This is a genomic window from Ferrovibrio sp. MS7 (genome assembly GCF_038404985.1).
GTDB lineage: Bacteria > Pseudomonadota > Alphaproteobacteria > Ferrovibrionales > Ferrovibrionaceae > Ferrovibrio > Ferrovibrio plantarum.
This window is the reverse complement of sequence record NZ_JBBKBA010000003.1, coordinates 60,688-84,039: the sequence shown is the minus strand read 5'-3', so window position 1 is coordinate 84,039 and position 23,352 is coordinate 60,688. Positions and strand designations below refer to the sequence as shown.

Below are 23,352 nucleotides of genomic sequence, written 5' to 3'. Positions count from 1 at the left end.
GTCCTGCTCCTTAATGCCGGTCTGACGGGTTCGATGACTTGGCCGTTTTCTCGGCCTTGTCCACGGCTTCCATCCAGTCGGAAATTTGGCGCTCGGCCTGATCCTTGATGATGCCGTAATGCTCCTGGATCTTGCCCGAGAGCTGCTCGCGGCGGCCATTGATCGCGGTCAGCTCGTCGTCGGTGAGCTTGCCCCAGCGTTCCTTGGCCTTGCCGGTCAACTGCTTCCAGTTGCCCTCGATGCGGTCCCAAGACGGGAGGATCGCGGAAATCTTCGCGTCAACGCGCGCAGTAGTGTTGGACATGATTATTCTCCTGATTTTGTGTGAAATTAATCGGATTGGGCAAGCCGGCGACGTTTAGGACTTCGGCTTGATCAGCTCGGTGTTTTCCCAGTCCTTCACCTGGCGCTCGGCTTCCGCCTTGGCGATGCCGTAGCGTTCCTGCACCTTGCCAACCAGTTCCTGGCGCTTGCCGTTGATGACAGTGATGTCGTCTTCGGTCAGCTTGCCCCAGCGCTGCTTAACCTTGCCGGCGAACTGATTCCAGTTGCCCTCGACCTGATGCCAGTTCGGCAGGTCGGCGGCATGGGCAGTGCTGGGCAGCGCCAGCGGCGCGGCGGCAGCGATTGCCAGGGCGGTGAGGGCGATGGTCGTCGTCTTACGGATAGAGAAAGTATGCATAGGGACCTCCTATTGTGGGCGCGGGTTGCGCCGAGGTCCCTAAACTGGCCGGCCGGCATGGCCATTACGGGGAGAACAAGAGGTCATTAGAAGGTAATATCGCGGCGAATGTAAGGCGAGTTGAACATTAACCCATTCCAATCTCTTTATTTTTTGTCCAGCGCCTTGGCCTCATTCCAGGCTGCGTCCATGGTGTTCAGGTCGCAGTCCACCAGTCTCTTGCCTGATTTCTCAAGTATACGCTCCATATTGCTGAATCGACGTTCAAATTTCCGGTTTGCGGCACGCATTGCATCTTCCGGATCAAGTTTAAGATGGCGGGCCAAGTTCGCTATAACAAAAAGGAAATCGCCGAATTCCTCGTGTATTTTCTCAACATTACCACTGGCAATCTCGACTTCCAGTTCCGCGAGTTCCTCCTTGATCTTGTCGATCACTGGCGCCTTGTCCGGCCAGTCGAACCCGACCCGGGCAGCCCGGTTCTGCAGCTTCACCGCCCGGGTCAGCCCGGGCAGGCCGCTGGTGACGCCGGCCAGCACAGCCGAAATGCCATCGTCTCCCTCAGCGTCCTTGGCGTGTTTGGCGGCCCGTTCGGCGGCCTTGATTGCCTCCCAGTTGGCCGTCACCTGGTCCGGCCGGTCGGCCTCGATGCTGCCGAAGACATGGGGGTGGCGGCGGATCATCTTGTCGGCGATGCCGGCGGCCACGTCCTCGAAGGCGAAATGGCCGGCTTCTTCGGCCATGCGGCTGTGAAACACCACCTGCAGCAGCAGGTCGCCGAGTTCGTCCTTGAGGCCCACCATGTCGCCCCGGGCGATGGCATCCTCCACCTCGTAGGCTTCCTCAATAGTGTAGGGCGCGATGGTGGCGAAGGTCTGCTCCAGGTCCCAGGGACAGCCGCCATCGGGGTTGCGCAGCCGGGCCATGATCTCGAGCAGGCGGGTCAGCGCGGGCGTGGCGGTCATGGCGGCTTCCTGGTCCGGGGAATCAAGCTGCCGCCATCCTGGCAGATTTCGCCCCCCTGAACGAGGCTGGCCGGGACCGGCTGGTTCGAGAACGGGGCTGGTTGGAAAACCGGGCTGGCCCGGCTGTCAGCTTAAGATTTGGGCCGGCCTGGCTGGCGCGCGGCCTCGGCCCGGCGTTCATGGTCACGGCGGTCGAGCAGGTCCGGGGCATTGGGGCAGAAAATCGGAAAACCGACCGGATGCTTCTGGTCCAGCCAGCGCTGACAGGGCTGTTGATTGGCGCAACCCTGACAGACATGCAGCATGGCGTCGCGCTGAGCGTCCTTGCGGTGGTCGTCTGGCTCGCCGACAGAGGTGCCGAGCCAGCGCGCCATGCGCCAGAATGGCAGCTTTGCGGTGGTGCTGGCGGTATCGCCGGCAGCATGTGGTGCGGCGGCTGGTGTCCGGGCCGAAGCCTCAGGCTTGGCGGCGGTGGCGGCAGGATGTGCGGGCGCGGATTTGAACAGGCGGGAGATGATGCTCATGCAGCCAGACTAGGCGGTGTCTGGCAACAGCGCCTTGCGCCAAGTCAAAGCCGCCCAATATCGCAAACCCGCCAAGTGGCGGGATCAAGGGGCGGGCCGGCGCAGCCACCAACAGCCATTCCAGAGCACCATGACCCCATATCCATTTATCGGATAATGTATATTATGGAAAATATAATATGTTGGTTTTCAGGTAAATACAGCCAAATACGGCTCACGACCGCCATGAAGCAAGATCACACTCTCCGGCGCGGCCAAAGCACGCGATACCATGCCGCCCTGGCTTGCGCTACAAGACTCGGGCCTGTCAGCCAGCCAGCGTCAATCCGTGAGACCCCGCCATGCTCCGCCTGTTTGCTCCTGCCTTGCTTGCTCTGATCTTCGGCCTTGGCGGCGGCTATGCCGGCGCGCAATTCGCCAAGCATGAGATCGAGCGCGAACAGGAAGCCCGCTTCATGCAGCACGAAACCCATATGAACGAGCTGGCCCGGCGCAGCATGACCCTAATCAGCGGCCTGACCTCCCTGGCGGTCGACAGCGAAATTACGGCGGCCGATGTCGCCGAGTTGCGCAACCGCATGGACCGCGTCGAGGTCATGCGCCAGCGGCGTTGAGCCGCATAGGTTAATCCCTGGCTTCCAGCTTGCGCTTGGCCGCCGCCGCCATGGGATTGGTCGGGTCAAGCTTGTTCAGGCTCGCCATCAGGGCCACTCGCAGCGATTCCGCGTCGGTGACCGCCAGCGGCGTCCAGAAGCGCCGGCTCTTGCGGAAAAAGCCGATCTCGTCGAGGAACGACACCCCAAAATAATAGGCTTCCGCGACGCTGTTATAGGGATCGTCGGAAAAACGGCCATTGTCGTCGATCGAGACGCCCAGCGAGCGCGACAGCATGATCGCCAGTTCGGCCTCGGAGCGCCGACGCTGTTCCTCGGTCATATCTGGCCAGGCCCGGCGCAGCAGCCGCACCACGTCATAGGCATGGTGGTTGTTCTGGGTACCCTGGTCGCGCCAGCCATAGGGATAGCGCTGGGTGCGGATGCCAAACAGCGTATCCGCCAGCAGCCGCATGCGCGGCGGCCGGTCATCGCGGTAGCTGATGACATGGAAGGTAATGGACAGGTCGTTGGTACGCTTGATCTCGCCATTCACCCGGTACCAGGCGCCCCAGAAGCCGGTTTCCGGGTCCTGCCAGTGATTGTCGATGAAATCGCGCAAGGCGGCAGCCAGCTCATTGCGCGGCAGGTCCGCCGGCAGCACTTTTTCCATACCCGGCAGGAACAGCAATTGCGCCAAAGCCGTCACCACCAGGTTCAGTTCCTTGCGGTTGTCGTTGGTGCCGGCGCCCAGATCGGAAATCAGCAGCTCCTGCATCTTGGCGCGCAGCTTTTCCGGCGTGTTCACCGGCGTCAGCAGCCGGAAGGGGTATTGCGGCGTCTTGCCGGCATGGATCAGTTCTTTCAGCGGATCGACGCTGGCATGCAGCCGCAGATACCAGGCCTTGAAACAGGCGCCCCAGCCGCCCTCGCCCGATTGCTGCTCGAAGGCAAAGCGCTGGTCGGCCTGTTTCAGGCTCTCGCGCAAATCGGCCAGACGGCGCTCGAGGCCGGCCTTGTCGCCGGTGTAGTTCATCAGCCAGCGCGCTTCCTCGAGGATCTGCGAAGAACACGGCAACTCATGGCCGCGCTGATTCTCGGCCAGGATCTGATCGCGCAACGCCGTCAGGTCGTTGCGGTAGAGACCGTTCATCTCGCGCTTGCGCGGCAGTTCCGGCACGAAGCTCGGCACATAGCGGTATTGCAGCAGCGGCGGGTCGGATACCCGGGTCAGCGATGGCTGCGGTGCCTGGGCCAATACCGGCCCGGCCCCAATGAACAGGGCTGCAAGCAGCAGCGGGAGCAGCAATAGGGCGCGCATCAGCGCCAACCTAGACGCTCCCGCACTTCGTCCGCAATATGGTCCATATCGTCGAGCCGGGTATTTTCCCATTGCGCGATATGGCCATCAAACCACTGGATCAGGCCGCGGCGGCGCAGATTCTCGAAAAAAGCGTCGAAACGCTTGGAATTCCCAGGCAGCCGGACGACGTAGACCGGCTTGCCGGTGGCGCAGGCCTCGGAAATCATCGACACGGAATCGCAGGTAACAAGAATGGCATCGGCCAGGCCGAGAAAGCCAAAATACGGGTTCGGTCCCGTGCCATCCCATAGATACGTGCCGGGCATGCTGGCCAGGCCCCCGCGCAGGATATTGGTCTCGGCCTCGCCGGTGCGGCGCGAGATGGTGGCGAGGATGCCCCAGGAGGCACCCTGCCCTTGCTGTGTCGCCTGGCGAAGCTGCGCCACGAAGCCGGCCATCCATTCCGTATCCAGCGTGTAGTAGCGGTTGTTGCCGCCGACCAGTACCGCCAGGCGCGGCGACGGAATCTGTTCAAGCTGTGGCGCCAGCGCTTCGGCCGAGGCGGTCAGCTTGGCACGGGTGACACGGTGCAGCGCGCCTTTCGACACCAGCACATTCGGCGCCCGGGCACGGTCATGCTCGGGCACGATCAGCAGGTCCCAATGGCGCGGATCGGATTTCGGATCCTGCACATGAATGCAGACCGTGCGGCCACCGCTCATCCGCTTCACCGCCAGCGCCAGCAAGGCCGACTTGCGGCCGCAGGTGATCAGCAGGTCGGGCCATTGGGCGTTCTTCGCGGCTTCCTCGAACGGCGCAGCGGTATCCGCGGTCAGGGCCTTGATGCTGGCAAAGGCCGGCGTCATCGGCGCCCAGGTATAGGGCCAGCGGAAAGCCACTTCATACACCTTGGGCGCCTCGAAGCCGCCGCCGGCGAACAGGGCTTCGCCGAGGCCCAGCGCCTGGCTCTGCATGCCGACGGCACCACGTTCGGAAACAGCCCAGATGGTCTTCAGCATTCGATCACCATGCCGTCATAGGCTGGCTCGACATGCGGCGGCAGTTCGGCCTTGAGCGAGGCATAATCAACCTCGAAATTCATGTTGGTGAGAATGGCGCGTTCCGGCTTCACGCGTTCGATCCATTCCAGCGTGCGGGCAACATGGGCATGGGTCGGATGCGGCTTGTGACGCAGCGCATCGACGATCCAGACCTTGACGCCACGCAGCTTCTCGAAGGCTTCGTCGTCCAGATTCACCACATCGTTGGAATAGGCCAGCGTATCGTTGAAGCGGAAGCCGAGCGAATGCATCGAGCCATGATCCTGGTGGATCGGCGTGATGTTAAGCGCACCGACCTGGAACGGACCGTTGATCAACTTCTGCTCAAGGATCGCCGGATAGCCGCCGACAGTGTGGAAGCAGTAGCTGAATTTCTTGGTCAGACGGTCGAGCGTGAACTGGTCGCCCCAGGCAGGTACCCGCTTCTGCGCCGCATAGGCCAGGATGCGGATATCGTCGATGCCATGGGTCTGGTCGGCATGGTCATGAGTCCAGACCACCGCAGAAACCCAGGTGAGGCCGTTGCTCAGGAATTGCTGGCGCAGGTCTGGGCTGGTGTCCACCAGAACGCGGGTATCGCCCTCTTCCACTACAATGGAGCAGCGGCTGCGGCGGTTGCGCGGTTCGTTCGGATCGCAGGCGCCCCAGGCGCCGTCGATGCGCGGCGTGCCGGTTGATGCGCCACAGCCAAGGATGATGCTTTTCATTGCTTAATTATCGTCAGGCAGCGAGTGCGGCGCCGACCGCCTGCGGCGGCACCTTGTCGAACAGGCGCAGGAAATTCGCCGTGGTCAGGCGCTGCAGATCAGCCACGCCGATGCCGCGCAGTTGCGCCAGATAGGCAGCGGTATGGGCCACATAGGCGGGCTCGTTGCGCTTGCCGCGCATCGGGATCGGCGCCAGATATGGCGCATCCGTCTCCACCAGCAGGCTTTCCAGCGGCAGGGATGTCGCGCTGGCCTGCACGGCTTTCGCGTTCTTGAACGTAAGGATGCCGGAGAAGGACACCATCATGCCATGGGCGACGGCGCGTTCGGCCAGTGCATGGCCGGACGAGAAGCAATGCAGCAGGCCCTTGAAGGCGCCCTTGGCCATTTCCTGATCGAGAATCTCCGCCGTGTCGTCATCGGCATCGCGGGTGTGAATGATGATCGGCAGGCCGGTTTCGCGCGCCGCCTGGATATGCGCCAGGAAGCAGCTTTTCTGCGCCGCGCGGCTGCCGTGTTCGTAGAAGTAATCCAGCCCGGTCTCGCCGATGCCGACCACCTTCGGGTGCTTCGACAGCTCGATCAGCTTCGCCGCCGCCACATCCACATGGTCGTCGGCTTCATGCGGATGAATGCCGACGGTGCAATACACATCAGGAAAACGCTCGGCCACCGCCAGTACCTGGGCGAACTTGTCGAGCCGCGTCGAAATCGTCAGCATCAGGCCGACACGGGCCTCGCGCGCACGTGCCACCACGGCATCCAGCTCGGTGCTGAAATCCGGAAAGTCGAGATGGCAGTGACTGTCAATAAGCATGGGGGCTATCAATGAGCATCGCCTTAGTCCTTCGCCTCGACAAAGCGCGGGAACACGCCCTGGGGTGCGGGCAGCGGCGTGCCGGCACGCAGGCGACCGAGTTCGCCGAGATGCGCGAAGCTGCGCGCCGCTTCCGAGACGCCAAGCTGATCGAGCAGCTTCGCCGCTGCATCCGGCGTTACCGGCTGCGCCAGGATGGCGAGGTGACGGATGGTTTCCAGCAATACCCACAGCACCGTGTTCATCCGCGCCGGATCGGTCTTGCGCAGAGTCCAGGGTGCCGCCACGTCGATATACTTGTTGGCGGCATCCACCAAGTCGTACCAGTTCTGCAACGCGACATGCAGTTCCTGGCGGTCGAAGGCGGCGCGCATCTGCACCAGCAGGCTGCCGGCCTGGGCCAGCAACCCCTCGTCCAATTCGCTCAACGGACCCGGCTCGGGCACGGCGGCATTGGCATTCTTGGCAACGAAGCTCAGCGTGCGCTGCGCCAGGTTGCCCATGCCGTTGGCCAGTTCGTTGTTAATACGGTTGATCATCGACTCGCGGCGGAAATCGCCATCATTGCCGAACGGCACTTCGCGCATCAGGAAATAGCGCGTCTGGTCGAGGCCGAAAGTGTCGATCAGCGCCAGCGGGTCGATCACGTTGCCGAGCGACTTGGAAATTTTCTGGCCCTCGTTGGTCCACCAACCATGGGCAAAGACGCGCTTATGCGTCTCCAGCCCGGCGGCGAGCAGGAAGGCAGGCCAGTAGACCGCGTGGAAGCGCAGGATGTCCTTGCCGACCATATGGATGTCGGCGGGCCAGTAGCGCTTGTACTTCTCCGCATTGGTATCGGGATAGCCGGCGGCGGTGATGTAGTTGGTCAGCGCGTCCAGCCACACATACATGATATGCGCCGGATCGTTCGGCACCGGAACGCCCCACTTGAAGGTGGTACGCGAGACCGAAAGGTCTTTCAGCCCGCCCTTCACGAAGCTCACCACCTCGTTGCGGCGGCTGTTCGGCAGGATGAAATCGGGATGCTCGTCGTAGAACTTGAGCAGCCGCTCCTCCCAGGCCGAGAGGCGGAAGAAATAGGACGGCTCCTTCACCCACTCCACCGGCGCACCGGACGCGATCACGGTCTTGCCCTGCGGGCCGTCCTGGAGTTCTTCCTCCTGGTAGAAGGCCTCGTCGCGCACCGCGTACCAGCCCTCGTAATAGCCGAGGTAGATATCACCGGCTTCAACCAGCTTGTTCCACAACGCCTGCACCGACTTGATGTGGCGCTCCTCGGTGGTGCGGATAAAGTCGTCGTTGGAAATATTCAGCCGCTTGGCCAGCTCGCGGAAATTGGTGCTCACCTGGTCGCAGAATGCCTTGGGGTCCATGCCGGCCGCCTGCGCCGCCTTCTCGACCTTCTGGCCATGCTCATCGGTGCCGGTAAGGAACAGCACATCGAACCCGTCCAGCCGCTTGAAGCGGGCGATCAGGTCGCAGGCCAGGGTCGTGTAGGCATGCCCGATATGGGGCTTGTCGTTCACGTAGTAGATCGGCGTGGTGATATAGTAGCTGTTGCGCGTCATGGGCACAAAATAGTGCATTGCCAGCAGCTTAGAAACCGCTTGGGCTTAATTTTCGAAGCGGAAATCCGGGATGTCGACGCAGCGGTCGAGCATTTTGCGCAGCTTGGCCTCCACCTCCGCCTGCAACCCGGGCAGGTAATCGGGCACCAACTGGGCGGGGATTTCCGGCAGGGAGTTGGTGCGGAAGAATTCCAGGGAATCGATCTGGTTCAGCAACACCGCCTGGGCAAAGAAATTGACCATGCCGCGCCGGTCCATCCAGGTGAGATAGGCACCCATGGCGCGCAGCATGGCGGCATAGCAGCGCATCTTCACGCCATTCACTTCCGACAGCACCATCTGGCGTGTCGCGGCATCGATATGCTCCAGCCGGCCTTCCAGCACCTCGCAAAAGGAGAGGAACTCCTGCATCTGGCGGAAACTGTCGGTGTATTCGGCAAAGGAAAGTAGCTGCGCCCGCTCGAACGTCTCCTGGGAGGCCTCGGCGGCCTGACGGCCACGCATTTCCAGCACCTGGAGCAAACGCAGGGCTTCGCCGACCGGATCGGCCGACTTGCGCGGGTCGAAATACTGGTGCGTCGGTTGCTGCGCCATGAAATCCACTTTAGCGGGACAAATCTTACGGGTTCGTTGCCGCCGCCCAAGTGGATGTGTATGATCCCGGCCCAATGTCCGCAAGCCCTCCCTCCGCCCCGCCGCCCGGCTCCGCAGGAGCCAGCCCCGGGCCAGCCTTTCCTCACCGCCATCTCCTTGGAATCGAAGGGCTTTCCGCCCAGGATATCGAGAGTATCCTGGACCAGTCGGACCGCTACGTGCTGCAGAATCGGGCCATCGACAAGAAGCAGGGCAGCCTGCGCGGCCGCACCGTCATCAACCTGTTCTTCGAGAATTCGACCCGCACCCGCACTTCCTTCGAGCTGGCGGGCAAGCGGCTGGGCGCCGATGTGATCAACATGTCGGTCGCCACCTCCTCGATCAAGAAGGGCGAGACGCTGATCGACACGGCGATCACGCTCAATGCCATGCATCCGGACCTGCTGGTGGTGCGCCACCCGGATTCGGGCGCCGTGGCCCTGCTGGCGCAGAAGGTCGGCTGCTCGGTGATCAATGGCGGCGACGGCACCCATGAACACCCGACCCAGGCCTTGCTCGACGCCCTGACCATCCGCCGCCGCAAGGGCCGGCTGCAGGGCCTGCGGGTCGCCATCTGCGGCGACATCCTGCATAGCCGCGTGGCGCGCTCGAACATCCATCTGCTGAACACCATGGGCGCCCATGTGCGCCTGATCGCGCCCCCCACCCTGCTGCCCGCCCATGCCGACCGCTTCGGCGTCGAGGTGTTTCACGACATGCGCAAGGGCCTGGCGGACGTGGATATCGTGATGATGCTGCGGCTGCAGATGGAACGCATGCAGGGGTCGTTCGTGCCCTCCACGCGCGAATATTTCCATCTCTACGGCCTGGATGCCGAAAAGCTCAGCTTCGCCAAGCCGGACGCGCTGATCATGCATCCGGGACCGATGAACCGCGGCATCGAGATCGACACCGAGGTGGCCGACGACATCCACCGCAGCGTCATCCACGAACAGGTGGAAATGGGCGTGGCGGTGCGTATGGCCTGCCTTGAGATGCTCTCCCGCCACCTGCCCAACTGGCACGGGGAATAACGCACCATGCCGCGCCGCCGGACGCTGTATACCAACGCGCGCCTGCTCGACCCCGCTACCGGGCTCGATGTGAAGGGGGCGCTGCTCACCGAGGGCGATCGCATCCTCGATCTCGGGCCGCGCCTGGCCGTCACCAGCCTGGGCAGCGAAACCGAGACCATCGACTGCCAGGGGCATTGCCTCAGTCCCGGCCTGATCGACATGCATGTCTGGCTGCGCGAGCCGGGCGCCGAACACCAGGAAACGCTGGCGACGGGCGCGCGTGCGGCTGCCGCCGGCGGCATTACCACGGTAGTGGCGATGCCGAATACCGATCCGGTGATCGACGAGGTGGCGCTGGTGGAATTCATTTCCCGCCGCGCCGAAGCCAGCGCCGTGGTGCGCGTGCTGCCCGCCGCCGCCGCCACCAAGGGCACGCATGGCAAGGAAATGACCGAGTTCGGCCTGCTCGCCGAGGCCGGCGCCGTTGCCTTCACCGATGGCGAGCATGCCATTTCGGATGCCCGCGTGATGCGCCGTGCGCTGTCCTATGCCACGGTGTTCGACCTGCTGCTGATCCAGCCCTGCGAGGAGCCGAAGCTCAGTACCGATGGTGCCATGAACGAGGGCGAGGTTTCCGCCCGCCTCGGCCTGCCCGGCATACCGGCCGCTGCCGAGGTGATCATGCTGGAACGCGATATCCGGCTGCTGGAAATCACCCGTGGCCGCCTGCATGCGGCGCATCTCTCGACCCGGGATGCGCTGGAAACGGCCCGCCAGGCCAAGGCGCGCGGCCTGCGCCTCACCGCCGGCGCCGCCGTGCATAATTTCGCGCTCAACGAATTCGATATCGGCGATTACCGCACCTTCGCCAAGGTGAAGCCGCCGCTGCGCCACGAGGATGACCGCCGCGCCGTGGTGGAAGCCCTGCAGGACGGCACCATCGACGTGATTTCCTCGGCCCACGCGCCGCAGGATCCGGAAAGCAAGCGCCTGCCCTTCGCCCAGGCAGCTTTCGGTGCCATCGGCCTGGAAACGCTGCTGCCGCTCACCCTCGGCCTCTATCACTCGGGCGACATGCCGTTGCTGCCCCTGCTCGCCTGCCTCACCTACAAGCCGGCCAAGCTGCTGAAGCTTGAGAGCGGCCGCCTGGCACCGGGCGCACCCGCCGACCTGTTGCTGTTCGATCTCGACGCGCCGTGGAAGATCGACGCCAAGAAGCTGCGCTCGAAGGCCAAGAATTCGCCCTATGACGGCCGCCGCGTGCAAGGCCATGTGCTGCGTACCGTGGTTGGTGGCAACACCGTGTTCCAGCGCAAGCGGGACGGCCAATGAGCCTCGATACAGCTTACATCCTGCTGGCTCTATCCTGCGGCTATGCGCTCGGCTCGATCCCGTTCGGCCTGGTGCTGACCAAGCTGGCGGGCCTCGGCGATATCCGCGCCATTGGCTCGGGCAATATCGGCGCCACCAATGTGCTGCGCACCGGCCGCAAGGACCTGGCGCTGGCCACCCTGATCCTCGATGGCGGCAAAGGCACGCTGGCGGCGGTCCTGGGCCAGTATTTCGGCGGTCCGGACCTGATGATTGTCGCTGCCTTCGCAGCCTTCGTCGGGCATCTGTTTCCGGTTTGGCTGAAATTCAACGGCGGCAAGGGCGTCGCCACCTTCCTGGGTGTCACCCTCGGCCTCTACTGGCCGCTCGGCCTGCTCTGCTGCGGCACCTGGCTGCTGGTCGCCGCCGTCAGCCGCCTCTCCTCGCTCTCGGCCCTGCTCGCCGCCGCGCTTAGTCCGCTGTTTGCCTGGTTTCTGGTATCGCCCCCCTCACAAGCCTTGGGCGTCGCCTTGCTCTGCGCCGTGATGGCGGTGCTGGTCTTCATCCGGCATCACCAGAATATCGCCCGCCTGCTCAAGGGCGAGGAACCGAAGATCGGCAAGAAGAAAGCAGATGGCGGCGCGTGAGCTGCCGGATGCCGAAAGGCTCGACTGGCTGCGTCTGATCCGCAGCGAGAATGTCGGCCCCATCACCTTCCACCAGTTGCTCGACCGCTTCGGCTCTGCTGCGGCGGCACTGAAGGCCCTGCCCGATCTGGCGCGGCGCGGCGGCAAACGCAGCCTCACGATTGCCAGCCAGGCAGAAGCCGAGGCCGAAGCGGAAGCCGTGCGCCGCCATGGTGCGCGGCTGGTCGCCTGGGGCGAACCGGCCTATCCCGCCAGACTGGCCAGCATCGACGACGCGCCGCCGATCCTCACCCTGCACGGCCAGGCGACCCTGGCGCAAAAGCCCGGCGTCGCCATTGTCGGCGCACGCAATGCTTCCGCCATCGGGCAGCGTTTCACCCGCGACCTCGCCGCCGAGATCGCACGCCAGGATCTGGCGGTGATTTCCGGCCTGGCACGCGGCATCGACCGCGCCGCCCATGAGGGCGCGCTCGCCGTGAATGGTGCCACCTATGCCTTCATCGGTGCCGGTATCGACGTGGTGTTCCCGCCAGAGAATGCCGACCTGCACGGACGGCTCAGCACCACCGGCGCGATCTATGCCGAAATGCCGTTCGGTACCGGCGTGAAGCCACAGCATTTCCCGCGCCGCAACCGGCTGATCTCGGGCGCCAGCCTGGGGGTGCTGGTGGTGGAAGCGGCGATGAAATCCGGCTCGCTGATCACCGCCCGCTTCGCCGCCCAGCAGGGCCGCGAGGTAATGGCGGTGCCGGGGTCGCCGCTCGATCCGCGCTGCCATGGCAGCAACGACCTGATCCGCCAGGGCGCCGCCCTGGTCGAGCGCATCGACGACGTGCTGGCGGTGATCCAGCCGCTGCTGCAGGCGGACCTGTTCGCGCCGTCCCGCCCCTTCCGCGCCGCGCCGCCAGAGCCGCCCGCCGATCACGAAGTCGCCGCCGCCCATGCCCGCATCGAGGAATTGCTGTCGCCGAGCCCGGTGGATATCGACGAACTGATCCGCCTGAGCGGCTACAGCCCGGCCATCGTGCAGATGGTGCTGCTGGAGCGCGAGTTGGCTGGCCGCCTGCAGCGGCATCGCGGCAACAAGGTTTCCTTGGTCTGAAAAACTGCTATGCTGTCAGCCACGGGGGCAACGCGGTCTCCCCGTCAGATGCTCGCAGCCGGCCTCAACCCAACCCGGCTCAGGGTTTCCAAGCACCGCCTTCAACTCCCGCCCTGCGACCAGGGCGGAAAGAAGGTGTGCCATGGAAACAACACTTCCCGCTATAACCCCCGCCGAACTGGCCCAGGATATTACCCTGGGGCGTTTTCCTGTTCTGATCGATGTGCGCCGCGAGGTGCGCTACGCCGAAGCCGGCGAGGTCATCCGCGGTGCCTGCCGGCGAGATCCCGAGAAGCTCGCGGAATGGCATGGCGCCATTCCAGCCGGCAGCCGCATCGTGGTCTATTGCGTGCATGGCCATGAAGTGAGCCAGAATGCGGCCCAGGCGTTGCGCAATCACGGCCACGACGCGGTCTATCTCGCCGGCGGCATCGAAGCCTGGCGCGAAGCCGGGCTGCCGCTGGGCAAGAAGCCACCGGCCAGGCCAAGCCAATGGATCACGCGGACACGGCCAAAGATCGACCGGATTGCCTGTCCCTGGCTGGTGCGCCGTTTTATTGACCCCGATGCCGTGATCCACTATGTGCCGGCGGAAAGCGTGCGCGCAGAGGGCCAGCGGCTTGGCGCCGAACCTTTCGACATACCGGATACCGCCTACAGCCATGCCGGCGACTTGTGCAGCTTCGATGCCTTCATCGCCCGCCATGGCCTGGGCGGCGATCCCGCCCTCGCCCACTTGGCGCTGATCGTGCGCGGGGCCGATACCGACCGCCTGGACCTGGCGCCGCAATCGGCCGGGCTGCTGGCGCTATCACTCGGGCTTTCCGCGATGTTGCAGGATGATGACCAGATGTTGGCAGCAGCCATGCCGATATACGATGCTCTCTATGCTTGGTGCGCCAGCGCGAGCAGTGAACGCCATGCCTGGCAGCCGGGCGCGTGAGGAACAGTATGATGCGCGATATCAAGCCGAGTTTCTGGGAAGCATTTCGCGTCTGGGCGAAAATCGGGTTCCTGAGCTTCGGCGGCCCCGCCGGTCAGATTGCCCTGATGCACCGCGTGGTGGTCGACGAAAAGAAATGGGTTAGTGAGCCGCAATTCCTGCATGCGCTGAATTTCTGCATGCTCCTGCCGGGACCGGAAGCCCAGCAGCTAGCCACCTATATCGGCTGGCTGCTGCATCGCGCCTGGGGCGGCGTTGTTGCCGGCCTGCTGTTCATCCTGCCGGGTTTCCTGCTGATCCTCGGCCTGGCAACGGTCTATGCATTATGGCGCGAAGTGCCGCTGATCGGCGGCATCTTCTATGGCCTGCAGGCCGCGGTGCTGGCCATCGTCGCGCAAGCCGTGGTGCGGGTGGCGAAGCGTGCAATCAAGACGCGGCTGCTGCTCGGCATCGCTGCCTTGAGCTTCATCGCCATTTTCGCGATCAAGCTGCCCTTCCCGCTGATCATCCTGGCAGCGGCGCTGGCCGGCTGGCTGATCGGGCGCAGCAAGCCGGAAAGCATCCTGCCGGGCGGCATCAAGGCGGATGCCGATGTGCTGCCGAGCGTACCGCCAACACTCCAGCGCAACTTGATCATCCTGATGGTATTCGCCTTGCTCTGGGGCCTGCCGGTACTGGGCCTGCATCTGCTCTATGGCGAAAGCCATGTGCTGAGCCGCATCGCGGTGTTCTTCAGCGAGATGGCGGTGGTCACGTTCGGCGGCGCCTATGCCGTGCTGGCCTATGTCGGGCAACAGGCGGTGCAGGCCTTCGGCTGGCTCAGCCCGGCGGAAATGGTGGACGGGCTGGGGCTGGCTGAAACCACGCCGGGTCCGCTGATCCTGGTGCTTACCTTCGTCGGTTATCTCGCCAGCTTCCGCCTCAGCGGCATCGAGCCGCAATGGCTCGGCGGGCTGATCGGCGGCACGCTCGCCACCTGGGTCACTTTCGTGCCCTGCTTTCTCTGGATCTTTCTCGGCGCGCCTTATGTCGAGCGCCTGCGCCATGTCGCGGCACTGAACCACGCCCTTACCGCGATCACAGCCGCCGTAGTCGGCGTGATCCTGAATCTGGCGGTCTGGTTCGGCCTGCATGTGGTGTTCAAGGATGGCATTCTGGACTGGGGGCATCTCGACATCACCGCCGCGATCATGAGCGTCATCGCCCTGGTGGCGGCTTTGCGCTTCAATCTCGGCCTTGGCTGGCTCTTAAGCCTGGCGGCGATTATCGGCGTGGCGGTGAAGCATTTGCTCTAGCGCTTCATACTGAAGCGACGCTTTTCTTTAGCGCTTCAAACTGAAGCGCACGGGAACGACGATCTCCCAGCGGTCGCGGGTGATCTCCTCTGGAAAAGCCGGCAGCGTCTTGGCGCGCTTGATCATATCCAGCGCGGCTTCATCCAGGATTTCGCTGCCCGAGCTGCGATGCAGCGCGAAGGCAATGACACGACCCTCACGGTCGAGCGTGAAGCGCAATTGCGGCACGCCTTCGAGATTGCGCAGCACGGCGCGGCGCGGATAATCCTTGTACTTCTCCAGCGCGATGGATAGCCGCGCCAGATAATCCTGCTCGGCATTGGGATTGCCGGTGGCCACGGCAGCAGGCGGAGCGGCAACGGCTGCCGTCTGTGTGCTCGGCGATGCCGGCACGGGAGCCGGCGCCACCATGGCCTGCTGCACCGGCTGCGGCGGTGCTTCCACCGGCTTGGGCGGCGGCAGGGTTTCCACCTTTTGCGGCGGCGGTGGCCTCAGCTTCGGTTTCGGCGGCGGTGGCGGCGGTTCCGGCTCGGGCAGCGGCTCCGGCGCCTTGGACTCGATCACCGGCATAGGCTGCTCCACCACTGGCGGCGGTGGTGGTGGTGGCGCGGGTGCAGGCGGCGGTGGCGGCAGGCTGGCAAGCTGGATGGCGATGCTGGGCAATTCCTCGCCACGGGCATCCAGCGGCCTGGGGCCATCCAGCACCACCAGCAAGCCGCCGAGCGCAGCGCCGTGCAACACCACGGAAATGCCCCAGCTACGCCACGACATGCTTAGCGCGCCTCACTCTTCTCCTGGCCTTCAGCGACCAGTGAAATACGCGAATACCCCGCCTCGCCGACCAAACCCATCACCTGCATGATACGGCCATAGTCGATCTGCTTGTCGCCGCGCACATAGATCACCTTGTTGGGATCGCCGCCGCGGAGCGCGCTGAGCGTCTGCACCAGCGCCGCCTCTTCCACCGGCTCCTTGCGGATGAACAGCTTGCCATCGCGGTCAACGGAGAGCACCAGCGGATCCGGCGCCGGCGTCACCCGCTCGGCACTGGTCTTGGGCAGTTTCAGCGGTACGCCGACCATCATCAGCGGCGCCGCGACCATGAACACGATCAGCAGCACCAGCATGACATCTACCAGCGGCGTCACATTGATCTCGGCGAGCGGGCGGTAGCCGCCATCGCCGAGTTCGTCTTCGCTGTCGCCGGCCGGGCCGGCGCCCATGGAGCCCATCGCCATGGCGCTTACTCGGCTGCCCGGGTGGCGCGGGGCTTGCCATCCCGTGCCAGCAGGGTGTCACGGGCCAGGGCATTGCCGACCTTGCCAATGCCGGCGTTGAAGCGCTGGCCGACGCGGCCCAAATCGGTAGCGAACTTGTTGTAGGCAACCACGGCAGGGATCGCCGCGACAAGGCCGAGCGCGGTGGCGAGCAGGGCTTCCGCGATGCCGGGCGCCACCACCGCCAGCGAGGTGTCGTTCGAGCGCGCAATCGCCGTGAAGCTGTTCATGATGCCCCACACTGTGCCGAACAGGCCAATGAACGGCGCTGCCGAACCAAGCGTGGCGAGAAACGGCAGGCCCGGCTCGATGCGGCGCAGTTCGGCGGCGAAGCTTGCACGCATCGCGCGCTCAATCCGCTCGCGGCGCTCCTTGCGGCTTTCCTCGCCTTCGCGGTCATGCCATTCCGCCACCGCCGCCTGGTAGGCAGCACGTGCCACCGGGCCGAGGGCCGCTTCCGCCGGCACACCATTGCCCTGCTGCACCGCGGCCTCGAAAACCTCCGCCTCGCGCTTCAGGCGGCGCAACGACACCGCCTTGTCGATCATGATTGCCCAGCAGGCGATGGACGCCAGCAGCAGCAGGCACATCACCGCCTTGACGATGATATCCGCCTGCAAGAACAGGCCGAACATGGAATGGTCGGTCAGAGCCGGCGTCAACTCGGTCATTACACTTTCCTCATTCTCACAGCCTCAGGCATCAGCCCAGCGGCGCAACAGGTTATGATAGATGCCGGTAAGCCGCACCACCGCCGGGTCGTTCAGGCCGTGGCGCGCACCAAGCTCCTGGATGGTGCTGTCGAGTTCGAACAGCATCTGGCGCTGGCCGTCATCCCGGATCATGCTTTGCATCCAGAAAAAAGAAGCGATGCGGGCCCCGCGCGTGACCGGCCGCACCTTGTGCAGGCTGGAAGCCGGATAAAGCACCATGTCGCCTGCCGGCAACTTGGCCTCATGGCTGCCATAGGTATCCTCGACCACCAGTTCACCGCCGTCATATTCTTCAGGCTCGGCCAGGAACAGCGTTGCCGACAGATCGGTGCGCACCCGATGCGGCGTACCGCGCACGCCACGGATCGCATTGTCGATATGGAAACCGAAGGTCTCGCCGCCTTCATACCGGTTGAACAGCGGCGGGAAGGTTTTCAGCGGCAAGGCCGCTGAAATGAACAGCGGCGCATCGGCCAGCGCATCCAGGATCAGGTTGCCGAGTTCCACCGCCAGCGGGCTTTCCTCGGGCAATTGCCGGTTCCGCTTCACCTGGCTGGATTGCTCGCCCGCGGTGACGGCGCCATCAATCCATTCCGCCTGCGCCATTGCCTGCCGGCAATAGGCGACCTGCTGCTTTGTCAGCACGGCGGGGATATGCAGCATCATCGCGGGCGAGATCCTTATGCTTCAGCTCAGAACTTGAAAGCCGATGTCAGCAAGATGGTACGACCAGGCGCCACATGGGTGAACGGCGTGGCACTACGATAGGTCGCATCATAATAGAGTTCATCGAACAGGTTCTGGACATTCAGTCGCAGGGACACGTTCTGGTTCACCTTGTAGCTCGCCATGGCATCAAAACGCCAGTATTCCGGCGCTTCGGTGTCGTTGGAGGCCAGCGTGCCGCCCTTGCGCGAGCTGACATAGAAGGCGCCCAGGCCAAAGGTCCAGTCCGGGGTCAGATCATAAGTTGTCCAAAGACTTAGCTGATGATCGGCGACATTGGCGAGCCGCTTGCCGATATCAGTGCGGACGGTCGACTTGAGGATCTCATGGTCCAGCAGGGCATAGCCGCCAAACACCTTCCACTTGTCGGTAATCTTGCCGGCCAGTTCGACTTCCAGGCCCTGCACCCGGGCCTCGCCATCGAGCACATTCTGGCCGCCGCCAGGATTGGCAACACGCATGTTGGTCTTGTCGGTGCGGAACAATGCCGAGGTCACCGCCAGGCCGCCATCGAACAGATCCCATTTGGTGCCGAGTTCGTAGCTGACGCTGCGCTCCGGATCCAGGCCGGTGGTGGCGGCCGAGAAGCCGCCATAGGCGGCATCCGTCGCGGCATCAAGGTTCTCGCCCGATGGATTGGCCGAGGTACCATAGGACAGGTAGACGCTGCCATTCGGCGCCGGCTTGTACACGACGCCGCCCTGCCAGGAGAAGAAGCGGTTATGAACGCCAAGATTATTCGTGGCGTTGTTGTTGGTGTCGATCTTGGCATCGTAGTCGTCGAAGCGCAGACCGCCCATCACCTGCCATTGCTTGTTCAACTTGACCGTATCGAACACATAGGCAGCAGCATTCACCGCCACGATATCGGTATAGTTCGGGCTTGGCATGACCAAGCCGGTCCAGGGCTGATAAGGGTTTGGATTATAGATATTCTGCGACACGTTGGTTGGCGTCACTGCGTAACCGCGATTCTTGGCACGGTCGCGGCTCACTTCGATGCCGGTAACCAGCGTGTGGTCGTACTCGCCGGTAGCGAAATCCCAGGTCAGGTCGGTCTGGCTGGCATAGGACGTGTTGTCCTGGTTGCGCGTCTTGGCCGAGGCATTCACCGTACCGGCAGTGAAATTCGGACTTTCGGGCGCCGACACAATGTAATCGTTGGTGGTGAGGCCAATCCGCATCTGGTGCCGCAGCTTCATCGCATAGTTGATCTCATGATCGATGCGCGCGGTGAAAATATCGGCTTCCACATGCTGGAAATCGCGATTCACCAGACCGTAGAAGCCACCACCAAAGGGCTGGCGATTACGCGCATCCCACGGCACGCCGTAATCCGGCAACTGGTCGATGGTGATGTGGTAATAGCTGAAGGTCATCGAGGTTTCGCGGTTCATGCCGAGTGTCAGCGACGGCGCGAAACCCCAGCGGTCGCTATACACCGGACCACGGCCCGCTATTTCGCCCTCATGCCACATGGCATTCACGCGCAAGGCCATGTCGTCTATATTCTGATTCACATCGGCGGTCAGGCGCTTGGTATTGCCGTTGCCATAGCTGACATCGCCGGCAATGAAATCCTGTGCCTTCGGCTCCTTCGATACGATGTTCACCGTGCCGCCGGTGGACCCGCGGCCGGTATAGGACGAACCCGGCCCCTTGCTGATCTCAACACGCTCGGTGTTGAAGATTTCACGCACGCCCGCACCCGGATCGCGCTGGCCATCCAGGAACACGTCGCCACGTGCCTCGAAGCCACGGATGATGATGCGGTCGCCATAGGAATTGCCGCCCTCGCCGGTGCCGAGCGTGATGCCCGGCTGGGTGCGCATCGCATCCTTGAAGCTGGTGATGCCCTGCTCCTCGATCACCTCGCGCGGAATCACCGTCACGGTCTTCGGCGTGTCGGTCAGCGGCTCGGTGAATTTCGGCGAGCTGGCCCGGTCCACCTTATAGTCTCCGGGCGTGTCTTCCTGTTTCGGCGGGCGCTTCTCCGCCTCGCCTTCCACCGACACGGTCGGCGCCCGGGTCGGCGCTTCCTGGGCCAGGGCCGGCAGGCCGATACTGGCAGCAGCGGCGCCAAGCACGGCGGCACGAGACAGCGACATCAATCCAAGCGCCGAGCGTTCGATGCGCGGCGCCACGGAATGGGTGAAGTTTTTACGGATTGGATTCTGCTCAGTCATGGACAGGCCTCCGGCATGGCGGTGAGGTTCTGACCTGGCTGGCTGTCCGGTGGGAAAAGCCGGAAACTGGCTGGCTGGGTGGTTAATATCGACCGGAAAGCGCGGGGCCCTGCTCCGGATGCGGAGCTTGTACCTTGGCGGAAATCTTGTTGCAATTCATTATCACTATAAAAATATAATAAACCGATGGAATGATTATGAAAATTTTATTCCGTACCATGAGTAATAAAAAAGGGGGCCTGATGGCCCCCTTTTCCGATAGACGCGGATACCCGGCTTAGAGGCCGATCTGCGAAATGAACTTGGTGTTCAGGTAAGCCTCGATGGCTTCCGAGCCGCCTTCCGAGCCGAAGCCCGAATCCTTGATGCCGCCGAACGGCACTTCGGGCAGAGCCAGGCCGTGGTGGTTGATCGACACCATCCCACTCTCGAAGGCCGAGCCGATCGCCGCCGCCGTCTTGGCCGACTTGGTATAGGCATAAGCCGCCAGGCCATAGGGCAGCCGGTTGGCTTCCTTCACCACCGCATCGAAATCCGAGAACGGGCTGATCGGCGCCAGCGGGCCGAACGGCTCCTCGTTCATGATGCGGGCGTCCAGCGGCACATCGGTCATCACCGTCGGCTCGAAGAAGTTGCCCTTGTTTCCGATGCGCTTGCCGCCGGCCTGGATCTTGGCGCCCTTCGACACGGCATCGCTGACGAACATCTCCATCGCCTGCACGCGGCGGTCATTGGCCAGAGGACCCATGCGGGTATCCTTGTCCATGCCGTCGCCGACCTTGAGGCCCTTGGCGACCTTGACGAAGCCATCCACGAACTGGTCGTAGACCTTCTCATGCACGAGGAAGCGGGTCGGCGAGACGCAGACCTGGCCAGCATTGCGGAACTTGTTGGCAGACAATACCTTAACGGCAGTATCTACATCTGCGTCTTCAAACACGATAGCCGGGGCGTGGCCGCCCAGTTCCATGGTGATGCGCTTCATATGCGCACCCGCCAGCATCGAGAGATGCTTGCCCACCGGGGTCGAGCCGGTGAAGGTGACCTTGCGGATCACCGGATGCGGAATGAGGTATTCCGAGATTTCCGACGGCACGCCGTAGACGAGCTGCACCACGCCTTCCGGCACGCCGGCATCCAGGTAGGCCTGGACCAGGGCGGCGCAGGAAGCCGGGGTCTCTTCCGGGCCCTTGAGGATGATCGAGCAGCCGGCGGCAACGGCGGCCGAGACCTTGCGGACGGCCTGGTTGATCGGGAAGTTCCACGGCGTGAAGGCGGCGACCGGACCGACCGGCTCCTTCACCACAAGCTGGTACACGCCTTCGGCACGCGGCGGCACCACGCGGCCATAGGTGCGGCGGGCTTCTTCGGCGAACCAGTCCATGATGTCACCGGCCAGCAGGGTTTCACCCTTGGCCTCGATGAACGGCTTGCCCTGCTCGGCGGTCATGATCTTGCCGATGTCGTCGGCGCGGCTGCGGATGATGTCGGCGGCCTTGCGCAGCGTCTTGTAGCGGTCGAAGGCACCGACCTTCTTCCATACCTGGAAGCCCTTCTCGGCGGCGGCCAGCGCCCGGTCGAGATCGGCCTTCTCGGCCTTGGCAACAGTGCCGATGGTTTCGCCGGTGGCCGGGTTCAGCACCGGGATGGTTGCGCCGGCGGCACCGCCGACCCAGGAACCGCCAATATGAAGCTGGGTGTTGGGATACATTTATTTTCCTCCTGAAGAAAACCCGCACCGGACCATGCTTGGGGCGCGGGGGGCATCGTATCGGTGCGGAGTATGGCGCAATCATAAAACCACCGCTACCGCTTGGGCCTCAGCGACCGCTACGGCTTGCGCCACCCCTGCCGTCTCCGCAATATGTCGCCCCCGAGAAAGAAATAAAGCCGTTATAAAAACCATGAAAAAGCCCGTCAAAACCCCCATGACCCCGCCTGCCCCCGATGCTGCTGACGTCGCCACGAATCTCGCGCGCATCGCCGCTGCGCTGGAGCGCCTGGTGCCGCCGCAGGCGCCGGCTTTCGACGACCGCGCCGCCGATGCCTATGTCTGGCATGCCGAACCGCTTCCGGGCTGGCTGGAGCCGGTCAACAAGATCAACGCCGTGCCGTTCAAGCTGCTGCGCGGCATCGAGCGCGTGAGCGACATCCTGCTCGACAACACCCGCCGCTTCGCGCGCGGCCTGCCGGCCAACAATGCCCTGCTCTGGGGTGCGCGCGGCATGGGCAAGAGTTCGCTGGTGAAGGCCGCGCTCGGTGCCGTGAATGCCGAGAAGCCGGGCACGGTGGCGCTGGTGGAAATCCACCGCGAGGACATCCCCACCCTGCCCGAATTGCTGAAGCAGCTCCGCAACTCGAAGCGCCGCTTCATCCTGTTCTGCGACGATCTCTCTTTTGATGCCGAGGACCAGCATTACAAGTCGCTGAAGGCGGTGCTGGAAGGCGGCATCGAGGGCCGGCCCGACAATGTGATCTTCTACGCCACCTCGAACCGCCGCCACCTGCTGCCGCGCGACATGGTGGATAACGAGCGTTCGACGGCGATCAATCCCGGCGAAGCGGTGGAAGAGAAGGTGTCGCTGTCCGACCGCTTCGGCCTCTGGCTCGGCTTCCATAGCTGCAGCCAGGAAGACTATTTCGCCATGCTCGACGCCTATGTCGCCGCCTATGGCCTGAAGATCGATCAGAAGCGCCTGCGCGCCGAAGCCGTGGAATGGTCGATGACGCGTGGTTCGCGCTCCGGCCGCGTCGCCTGGCAGTTCATCCAGGACCTCGCCGGCCGGCTGGGCGCTAAATTAGAAAAAAAATAGGGGGGTCTCCCCCCCTATTCATGCAAATCGTCCTGATACTTACGCGTACTGCGTGAGAATCCAAACAACTGCGCTACCATTATACGGCGGCATGCGGTCGCCCTTTGCGATTGGCGCGGTCGTAGACGGATTACCGTCCACTTTCCATACGCCACTCTCAGGGCAAATTTCACCTGTGCGAGCTTTAGTGCCAAGCGGAACTCGGGTCATGATCCATACTCCTAATCAAGCCCAATCTGGGGGGCTCAAGTGGTGCGGCGGTTGAGTTTTGGGCCGACACAGAGTAGGATTGTCTTGCGGGACGTCCCTGTGGCGTACCAAGGTTCCACCTTTGCCGCATGGCGATGGTAACCTGGAGGGGGTGAGGTTTCGTAGACCTCACCCCTTCTGCGTTCCATTATACACATCCTGGAACGACTCGCAAGCCCACACAATATGTGGTTCCGAACCTAACTTTTTAAGTCAAC

Annotated in this window: 24 protein-coding genes; 8 read left to right on the top strand and 16 right to left on the bottom strand. The window is 63.4% G+C overall.

Features of this window, described 5'->3' with window-relative positions; translation table 11 throughout:
- Positions 1-10: 10 nt before the first annotated feature.
- From V6B08_RS18635 to V6B08_RS18620, 4 genes are all read right to left on the bottom strand, one after another.
- Complete coding sequence (locus V6B08_RS18635) at positions 11-304, bottom strand: CsbD family protein (protein ID WP_341983716.1); 294 nt, start codon at positions 302-304, stop codon at positions 11-13.
- Positions 305-358: 54 nt separating this feature from the next.
- Complete coding sequence (locus V6B08_RS18630) at positions 359-682, bottom strand: CsbD family protein (protein ID WP_440588827.1); 324 nt, start codon at positions 680-682, stop codon at positions 359-361.
- A 146-nt stretch (positions 683-828) separates the two neighbouring features.
- Positions 829-1,647, bottom strand: a complete 819-nt coding sequence (mazG, locus tag V6B08_RS18625; RefSeq protein WP_341983714.1) for a nucleoside triphosphate pyrophosphohydrolase — start codon at positions 1,645-1,647, stop codon at positions 829-831.
- Between the two features lie 131 nt (positions 1,648-1,778).
- Positions 1,779-2,171: a DUF6455 family protein gene (locus tag V6B08_RS18620; RefSeq protein ID WP_341983711.1), complete on the bottom strand. Its 393-nt coding sequence runs from the start codon at positions 2,169-2,171 to the stop codon at positions 1,779-1,781.
- 341 nt (positions 2,172-2,512) lie between these two features.
- Here V6B08_RS18620 and V6B08_RS18615 point away from each other — a divergent pair, with 341 nt between their 5' ends.
- Complete coding sequence (locus V6B08_RS18615; RefSeq protein WP_341983709.1) at positions 2,513-2,785, top strand: hypothetical protein; 273 nt, start codon at positions 2,513-2,515, stop codon at positions 2,783-2,785.
- 10 nt (positions 2,786-2,795) lie between these two features.
- On the opposite strand, the gene V6B08_RS18610 is transcribed toward V6B08_RS18615, so the two are convergent.
- Genes V6B08_RS18610 through V6B08_RS18585 form a run of 6 tightly spaced genes read right to left on the bottom strand, consistent with a single transcriptional unit; the run spans position 2,796 to position 8,817 of the window.
- Positions 2,796-4,085, bottom strand: coding sequence for a hypothetical protein (locus tag V6B08_RS18610; RefSeq protein WP_341983706.1), 1,290 nt, complete (start codon positions 4,083-4,085; stop codon positions 2,796-2,798).
- Entirely contained in the window at positions 4,085-5,086 is a 1,002-nt protein-coding gene (locus tag V6B08_RS18605) for a mitochondrial fission ELM1 family protein (protein ID WP_341983703.1), read from the bottom strand. Before V6B08_RS18605 ends, V6B08_RS18610 begins: the two co-directional genes overlap by 1 nt.
- Positions 5,080-5,835 carry an MBL fold metallo-hydrolase gene (locus tag V6B08_RS18600; protein WP_341983701.1) on the bottom strand — a complete coding sequence of 252 codons (756 nt, stop codon included), beginning with the start codon at positions 5,833-5,835 and terminating at the stop codon, positions 5,080-5,082. Before V6B08_RS18600 ends, V6B08_RS18605 begins: the two co-directional genes overlap by 7 nt.
- Before the next feature lie 13 nt (positions 5,836-5,848).
- Entirely contained in the window at positions 5,849-6,652 is an 804-nt protein-coding gene (locus tag V6B08_RS18595) for a TatD family hydrolase (RefSeq protein WP_341983698.1), read from the bottom strand.
- 23 nt (positions 6,653-6,675) lie between these two features.
- Positions 6,676-8,223: a methionine--tRNA ligase gene (metG, locus tag V6B08_RS18590; protein ID WP_341983695.1), complete on the bottom strand. Its 1,548-nt coding sequence runs from the start codon at positions 8,221-8,223 to the stop codon at positions 6,676-6,678.
- Positions 8,224-8,268: 45 nt separating this feature from the next.
- Positions 8,269-8,817 (bottom strand): hypothetical protein, encoded by a 549-nt coding sequence (locus V6B08_RS18585; RefSeq protein WP_341983693.1) that lies wholly within the window; start codon positions 8,815-8,817, stop codon positions 8,269-8,271.
- Between the two features lie 74 nt (positions 8,818-8,891).
- Here V6B08_RS18585 and V6B08_RS18580 point away from each other — a divergent pair, with 74 nt between their 5' ends.
- From V6B08_RS18580 to chrA, 6 genes are all read left to right on the top strand, one after another.
- Entirely contained in the window at positions 8,892-9,890 is a 999-nt protein-coding gene (locus V6B08_RS18580; RefSeq protein WP_341983691.1) for an aspartate carbamoyltransferase catalytic subunit, read from the top strand.
- Positions 9,891-9,896: 6 nt separating this feature from the next.
- Positions 9,897-11,204, top strand: a complete 1,308-nt coding sequence (gene pyrC / locus V6B08_RS18575) for a dihydroorotase (RefSeq protein ID WP_341983689.1) — start codon at positions 9,897-9,899, stop codon at positions 11,202-11,204.
- On the top strand, positions 11,201-11,830 hold the full coding sequence (plsY, locus tag V6B08_RS18570) for a glycerol-3-phosphate 1-O-acyltransferase PlsY (RefSeq protein ID WP_341983687.1): 630 nt from the start codon (positions 11,201-11,203) through the stop codon (positions 11,828-11,830). Before pyrC ends, plsY begins: the two co-directional genes overlap by 4 nt.
- Complete coding sequence (gene dprA / locus V6B08_RS18565; RefSeq protein ID WP_341983685.1) at positions 11,817-12,932, top strand: DNA-processing protein DprA; 1,116 nt, start codon at positions 11,817-11,819, stop codon at positions 12,930-12,932. Before plsY ends, dprA begins: the two co-directional genes overlap by 14 nt.
- Before the next feature lie 142 nt (positions 12,933-13,074).
- Positions 13,075-13,875: a chromate resistance protein ChrB domain-containing protein gene (locus tag V6B08_RS18560; protein ID WP_341983682.1), complete on the top strand. Its 801-nt coding sequence runs from the start codon at positions 13,075-13,077 to the stop codon at positions 13,873-13,875.
- Positions 13,876-13,883: 8 nt separating this feature from the next.
- Positions 13,884-15,170: a chromate efflux transporter gene (gene chrA / locus V6B08_RS18555; protein WP_341983680.1), complete on the top strand. Its 1,287-nt coding sequence runs from the start codon at positions 13,884-13,886 to the stop codon at positions 15,168-15,170.
- A gap of 27 nt (positions 15,171-15,197) precedes the next feature.
- On the opposite strand, the gene V6B08_RS18550 is transcribed toward chrA, so the two are convergent.
- From V6B08_RS18550 to V6B08_RS18525, 6 genes are all read right to left on the bottom strand, one after another.
- The gene (locus tag V6B08_RS18550; protein ID WP_341983678.1) at positions 15,198-15,941 is read right to left on the bottom strand and encodes an energy transducer TonB; all 744 of its coding nucleotides are present in this window, start codon (positions 15,939-15,941) and stop codon (positions 15,198-15,200) included.
- 2 nt (positions 15,942-15,943) lie between these two features.
- Positions 15,944-16,408 (bottom strand): ExbD/TolR family protein, encoded by a 465-nt coding sequence (locus V6B08_RS18545; RefSeq protein WP_341983675.1) that lies wholly within the window; start codon positions 16,406-16,408, stop codon positions 15,944-15,946.
- Between the two features lie 5 nt (positions 16,409-16,413).
- Positions 16,414-17,118: a MotA/TolQ/ExbB proton channel family protein gene (locus V6B08_RS18540; RefSeq protein WP_341983673.1), complete on the bottom strand. Its 705-nt coding sequence runs from the start codon at positions 17,116-17,118 to the stop codon at positions 16,414-16,416.
- A gap of 24 nt (positions 17,119-17,142) precedes the next feature.
- Entirely contained in the window at positions 17,143-17,826 is a 684-nt protein-coding gene (locus V6B08_RS18535; protein ID WP_341983671.1) for a Fe2+-dependent dioxygenase, read from the bottom strand.
- Positions 17,827-17,852: 26 nt separating this feature from the next.
- On the bottom strand, positions 17,853-20,072 hold the full coding sequence (locus V6B08_RS18530) for a TonB-dependent receptor (RefSeq protein ID WP_341983668.1): 2,220 nt from the start codon (positions 20,070-20,072) through the stop codon (positions 17,853-17,855).
- A 277-nt stretch (positions 20,073-20,349) separates the two neighbouring features.
- Positions 20,350-21,783: an NAD-dependent succinate-semialdehyde dehydrogenase gene (locus V6B08_RS18525; protein WP_341983666.1), complete on the bottom strand. Its 1,434-nt coding sequence runs from the start codon at positions 21,781-21,783 to the stop codon at positions 20,350-20,352.
- A gap of 217 nt (positions 21,784-22,000) precedes the next feature.
- On the opposite strand from V6B08_RS18525, the gene V6B08_RS18520 reads away from it, so the two are divergent.
- Positions 22,001-22,885 carry an ATP-binding protein gene (locus tag V6B08_RS18520; RefSeq protein ID WP_341983663.1) on the top strand — a complete coding sequence of 295 codons (885 nt, stop codon included), beginning with the start codon at positions 22,001-22,003 and terminating at the stop codon, positions 22,883-22,885.
- Positions 22,886-23,352: the final 467 nt, after the last annotated feature.

Coding starts and splice junctions, on each gene's coding strand:
- V6B08_RS18635 (WP_341983716.1), bottom strand. CDS start 304: ATGTCCAACACTACTGCGCGCGTTGACGCGAAGATTTCCGCGATCCTC.
- V6B08_RS18630 (WP_440588827.1), bottom strand. CDS start 682: ATGCATACTTTCTCTATCCGTAAGACGACGACCATCGCCCTCACCGCC.
- mazG (WP_341983714.1), bottom strand. CDS start 1,647: ATGACCGCCACGCCCGCGCTGACCCGCCTGCTCGAGATCATGGCCCGG.
- V6B08_RS18620 (WP_341983711.1), bottom strand. CDS start 2,171: ATGAGCATCATCTCCCGCCTGTTCAAATCCGCGCCCGCACATCCTGCC.
- V6B08_RS18615 (WP_341983709.1), top strand. CDS start 2,513: ATGCTCCGCCTGTTTGCTCCTGCCTTGCTTGCTCTGATCTTCGGCCTT.
- V6B08_RS18610 (WP_341983706.1), bottom strand. CDS start 4,085: ATGCGCGCCCTATTGCTGCTCCCGCTGCTGCTTGCAGCCCTGTTCATT.
- V6B08_RS18605 (WP_341983703.1), bottom strand. CDS start 5,086: ATGCTGAAGACCATCTGGGCTGTTTCCGAACGTGGTGCCGTCGGCATG.
- V6B08_RS18600 (WP_341983701.1), bottom strand. CDS start 5,835: ATGAAAAGCATCATCCTTGGCTGTGGCGCATCAACCGGCACGCCGCGC.
- V6B08_RS18595 (WP_341983698.1), bottom strand. CDS start 6,652: ATGCTTATTGACAGTCACTGCCATCTCGACTTTCCGGATTTCAGCACC.
- metG (WP_341983695.1), bottom strand. CDS start 8,223: ATGACGCGCAACAGCTACTATATCACCACGCCGATCTACTACGTGAAC.
- V6B08_RS18585 (WP_341983693.1), bottom strand. CDS start 8,817: ATGGCGCAGCAACCGACGCACCAGTATTTCGACCCGCGCAAGTCGGCC.
- V6B08_RS18580 (WP_341983691.1), top strand. CDS start 8,892: ATGTCCGCAAGCCCTCCCTCCGCCCCGCCGCCCGGCTCCGCAGGAGCC.
- pyrC (WP_341983689.1), top strand. CDS start 9,897: ATGCCGCGCCGCCGGACGCTGTATACCAACGCGCGCCTGCTCGACCCC.
- plsY (WP_341983687.1), top strand. CDS start 11,201: ATGAGCCTCGATACAGCTTACATCCTGCTGGCTCTATCCTGCGGCTAT.
- dprA (WP_341983685.1), top strand. CDS start 11,817: ATGGCGGCGCGTGAGCTGCCGGATGCCGAAAGGCTCGACTGGCTGCGT.
- V6B08_RS18560 (WP_341983682.1), top strand. CDS start 13,075: ATGGAAACAACACTTCCCGCTATAACCCCCGCCGAACTGGCCCAGGAT.
- chrA (WP_341983680.1), top strand. CDS start 13,884: ATGATGCGCGATATCAAGCCGAGTTTCTGGGAAGCATTTCGCGTCTGG.
- V6B08_RS18550 (WP_341983678.1), bottom strand. CDS start 15,941: ATGTCGTGGCGTAGCTGGGGCATTTCCGTGGTGTTGCACGGCGCTGCG.
- V6B08_RS18545 (WP_341983675.1), bottom strand. CDS start 16,408: ATGGCGATGGGCTCCATGGGCGCCGGCCCGGCCGGCGACAGCGAAGAC.
- V6B08_RS18540 (WP_341983673.1), bottom strand. CDS start 17,118: ATGACCGAGTTGACGCCGGCTCTGACCGACCATTCCATGTTCGGCCTG.
- V6B08_RS18535 (WP_341983671.1), bottom strand. CDS start 17,826: ATGATGCTGCATATCCCCGCCGTGCTGACAAAGCAGCAGGTCGCCTAT.
- V6B08_RS18530 (WP_341983668.1), bottom strand. CDS start 20,072: ATGACTGAGCAGAATCCAATCCGTAAAAACTTCACCCATTCCGTGGCG.
- V6B08_RS18525 (WP_341983666.1), bottom strand. CDS start 21,783: ATGTATCCCAACACCCAGCTTCATATTGGCGGTTCCTGGGTCGGCGGT.
- V6B08_RS18520 (WP_341983663.1), top strand. CDS start 22,001: ATGACCCCGCCTGCCCCCGATGCTGCTGACGTCGCCACGAATCTCGCG.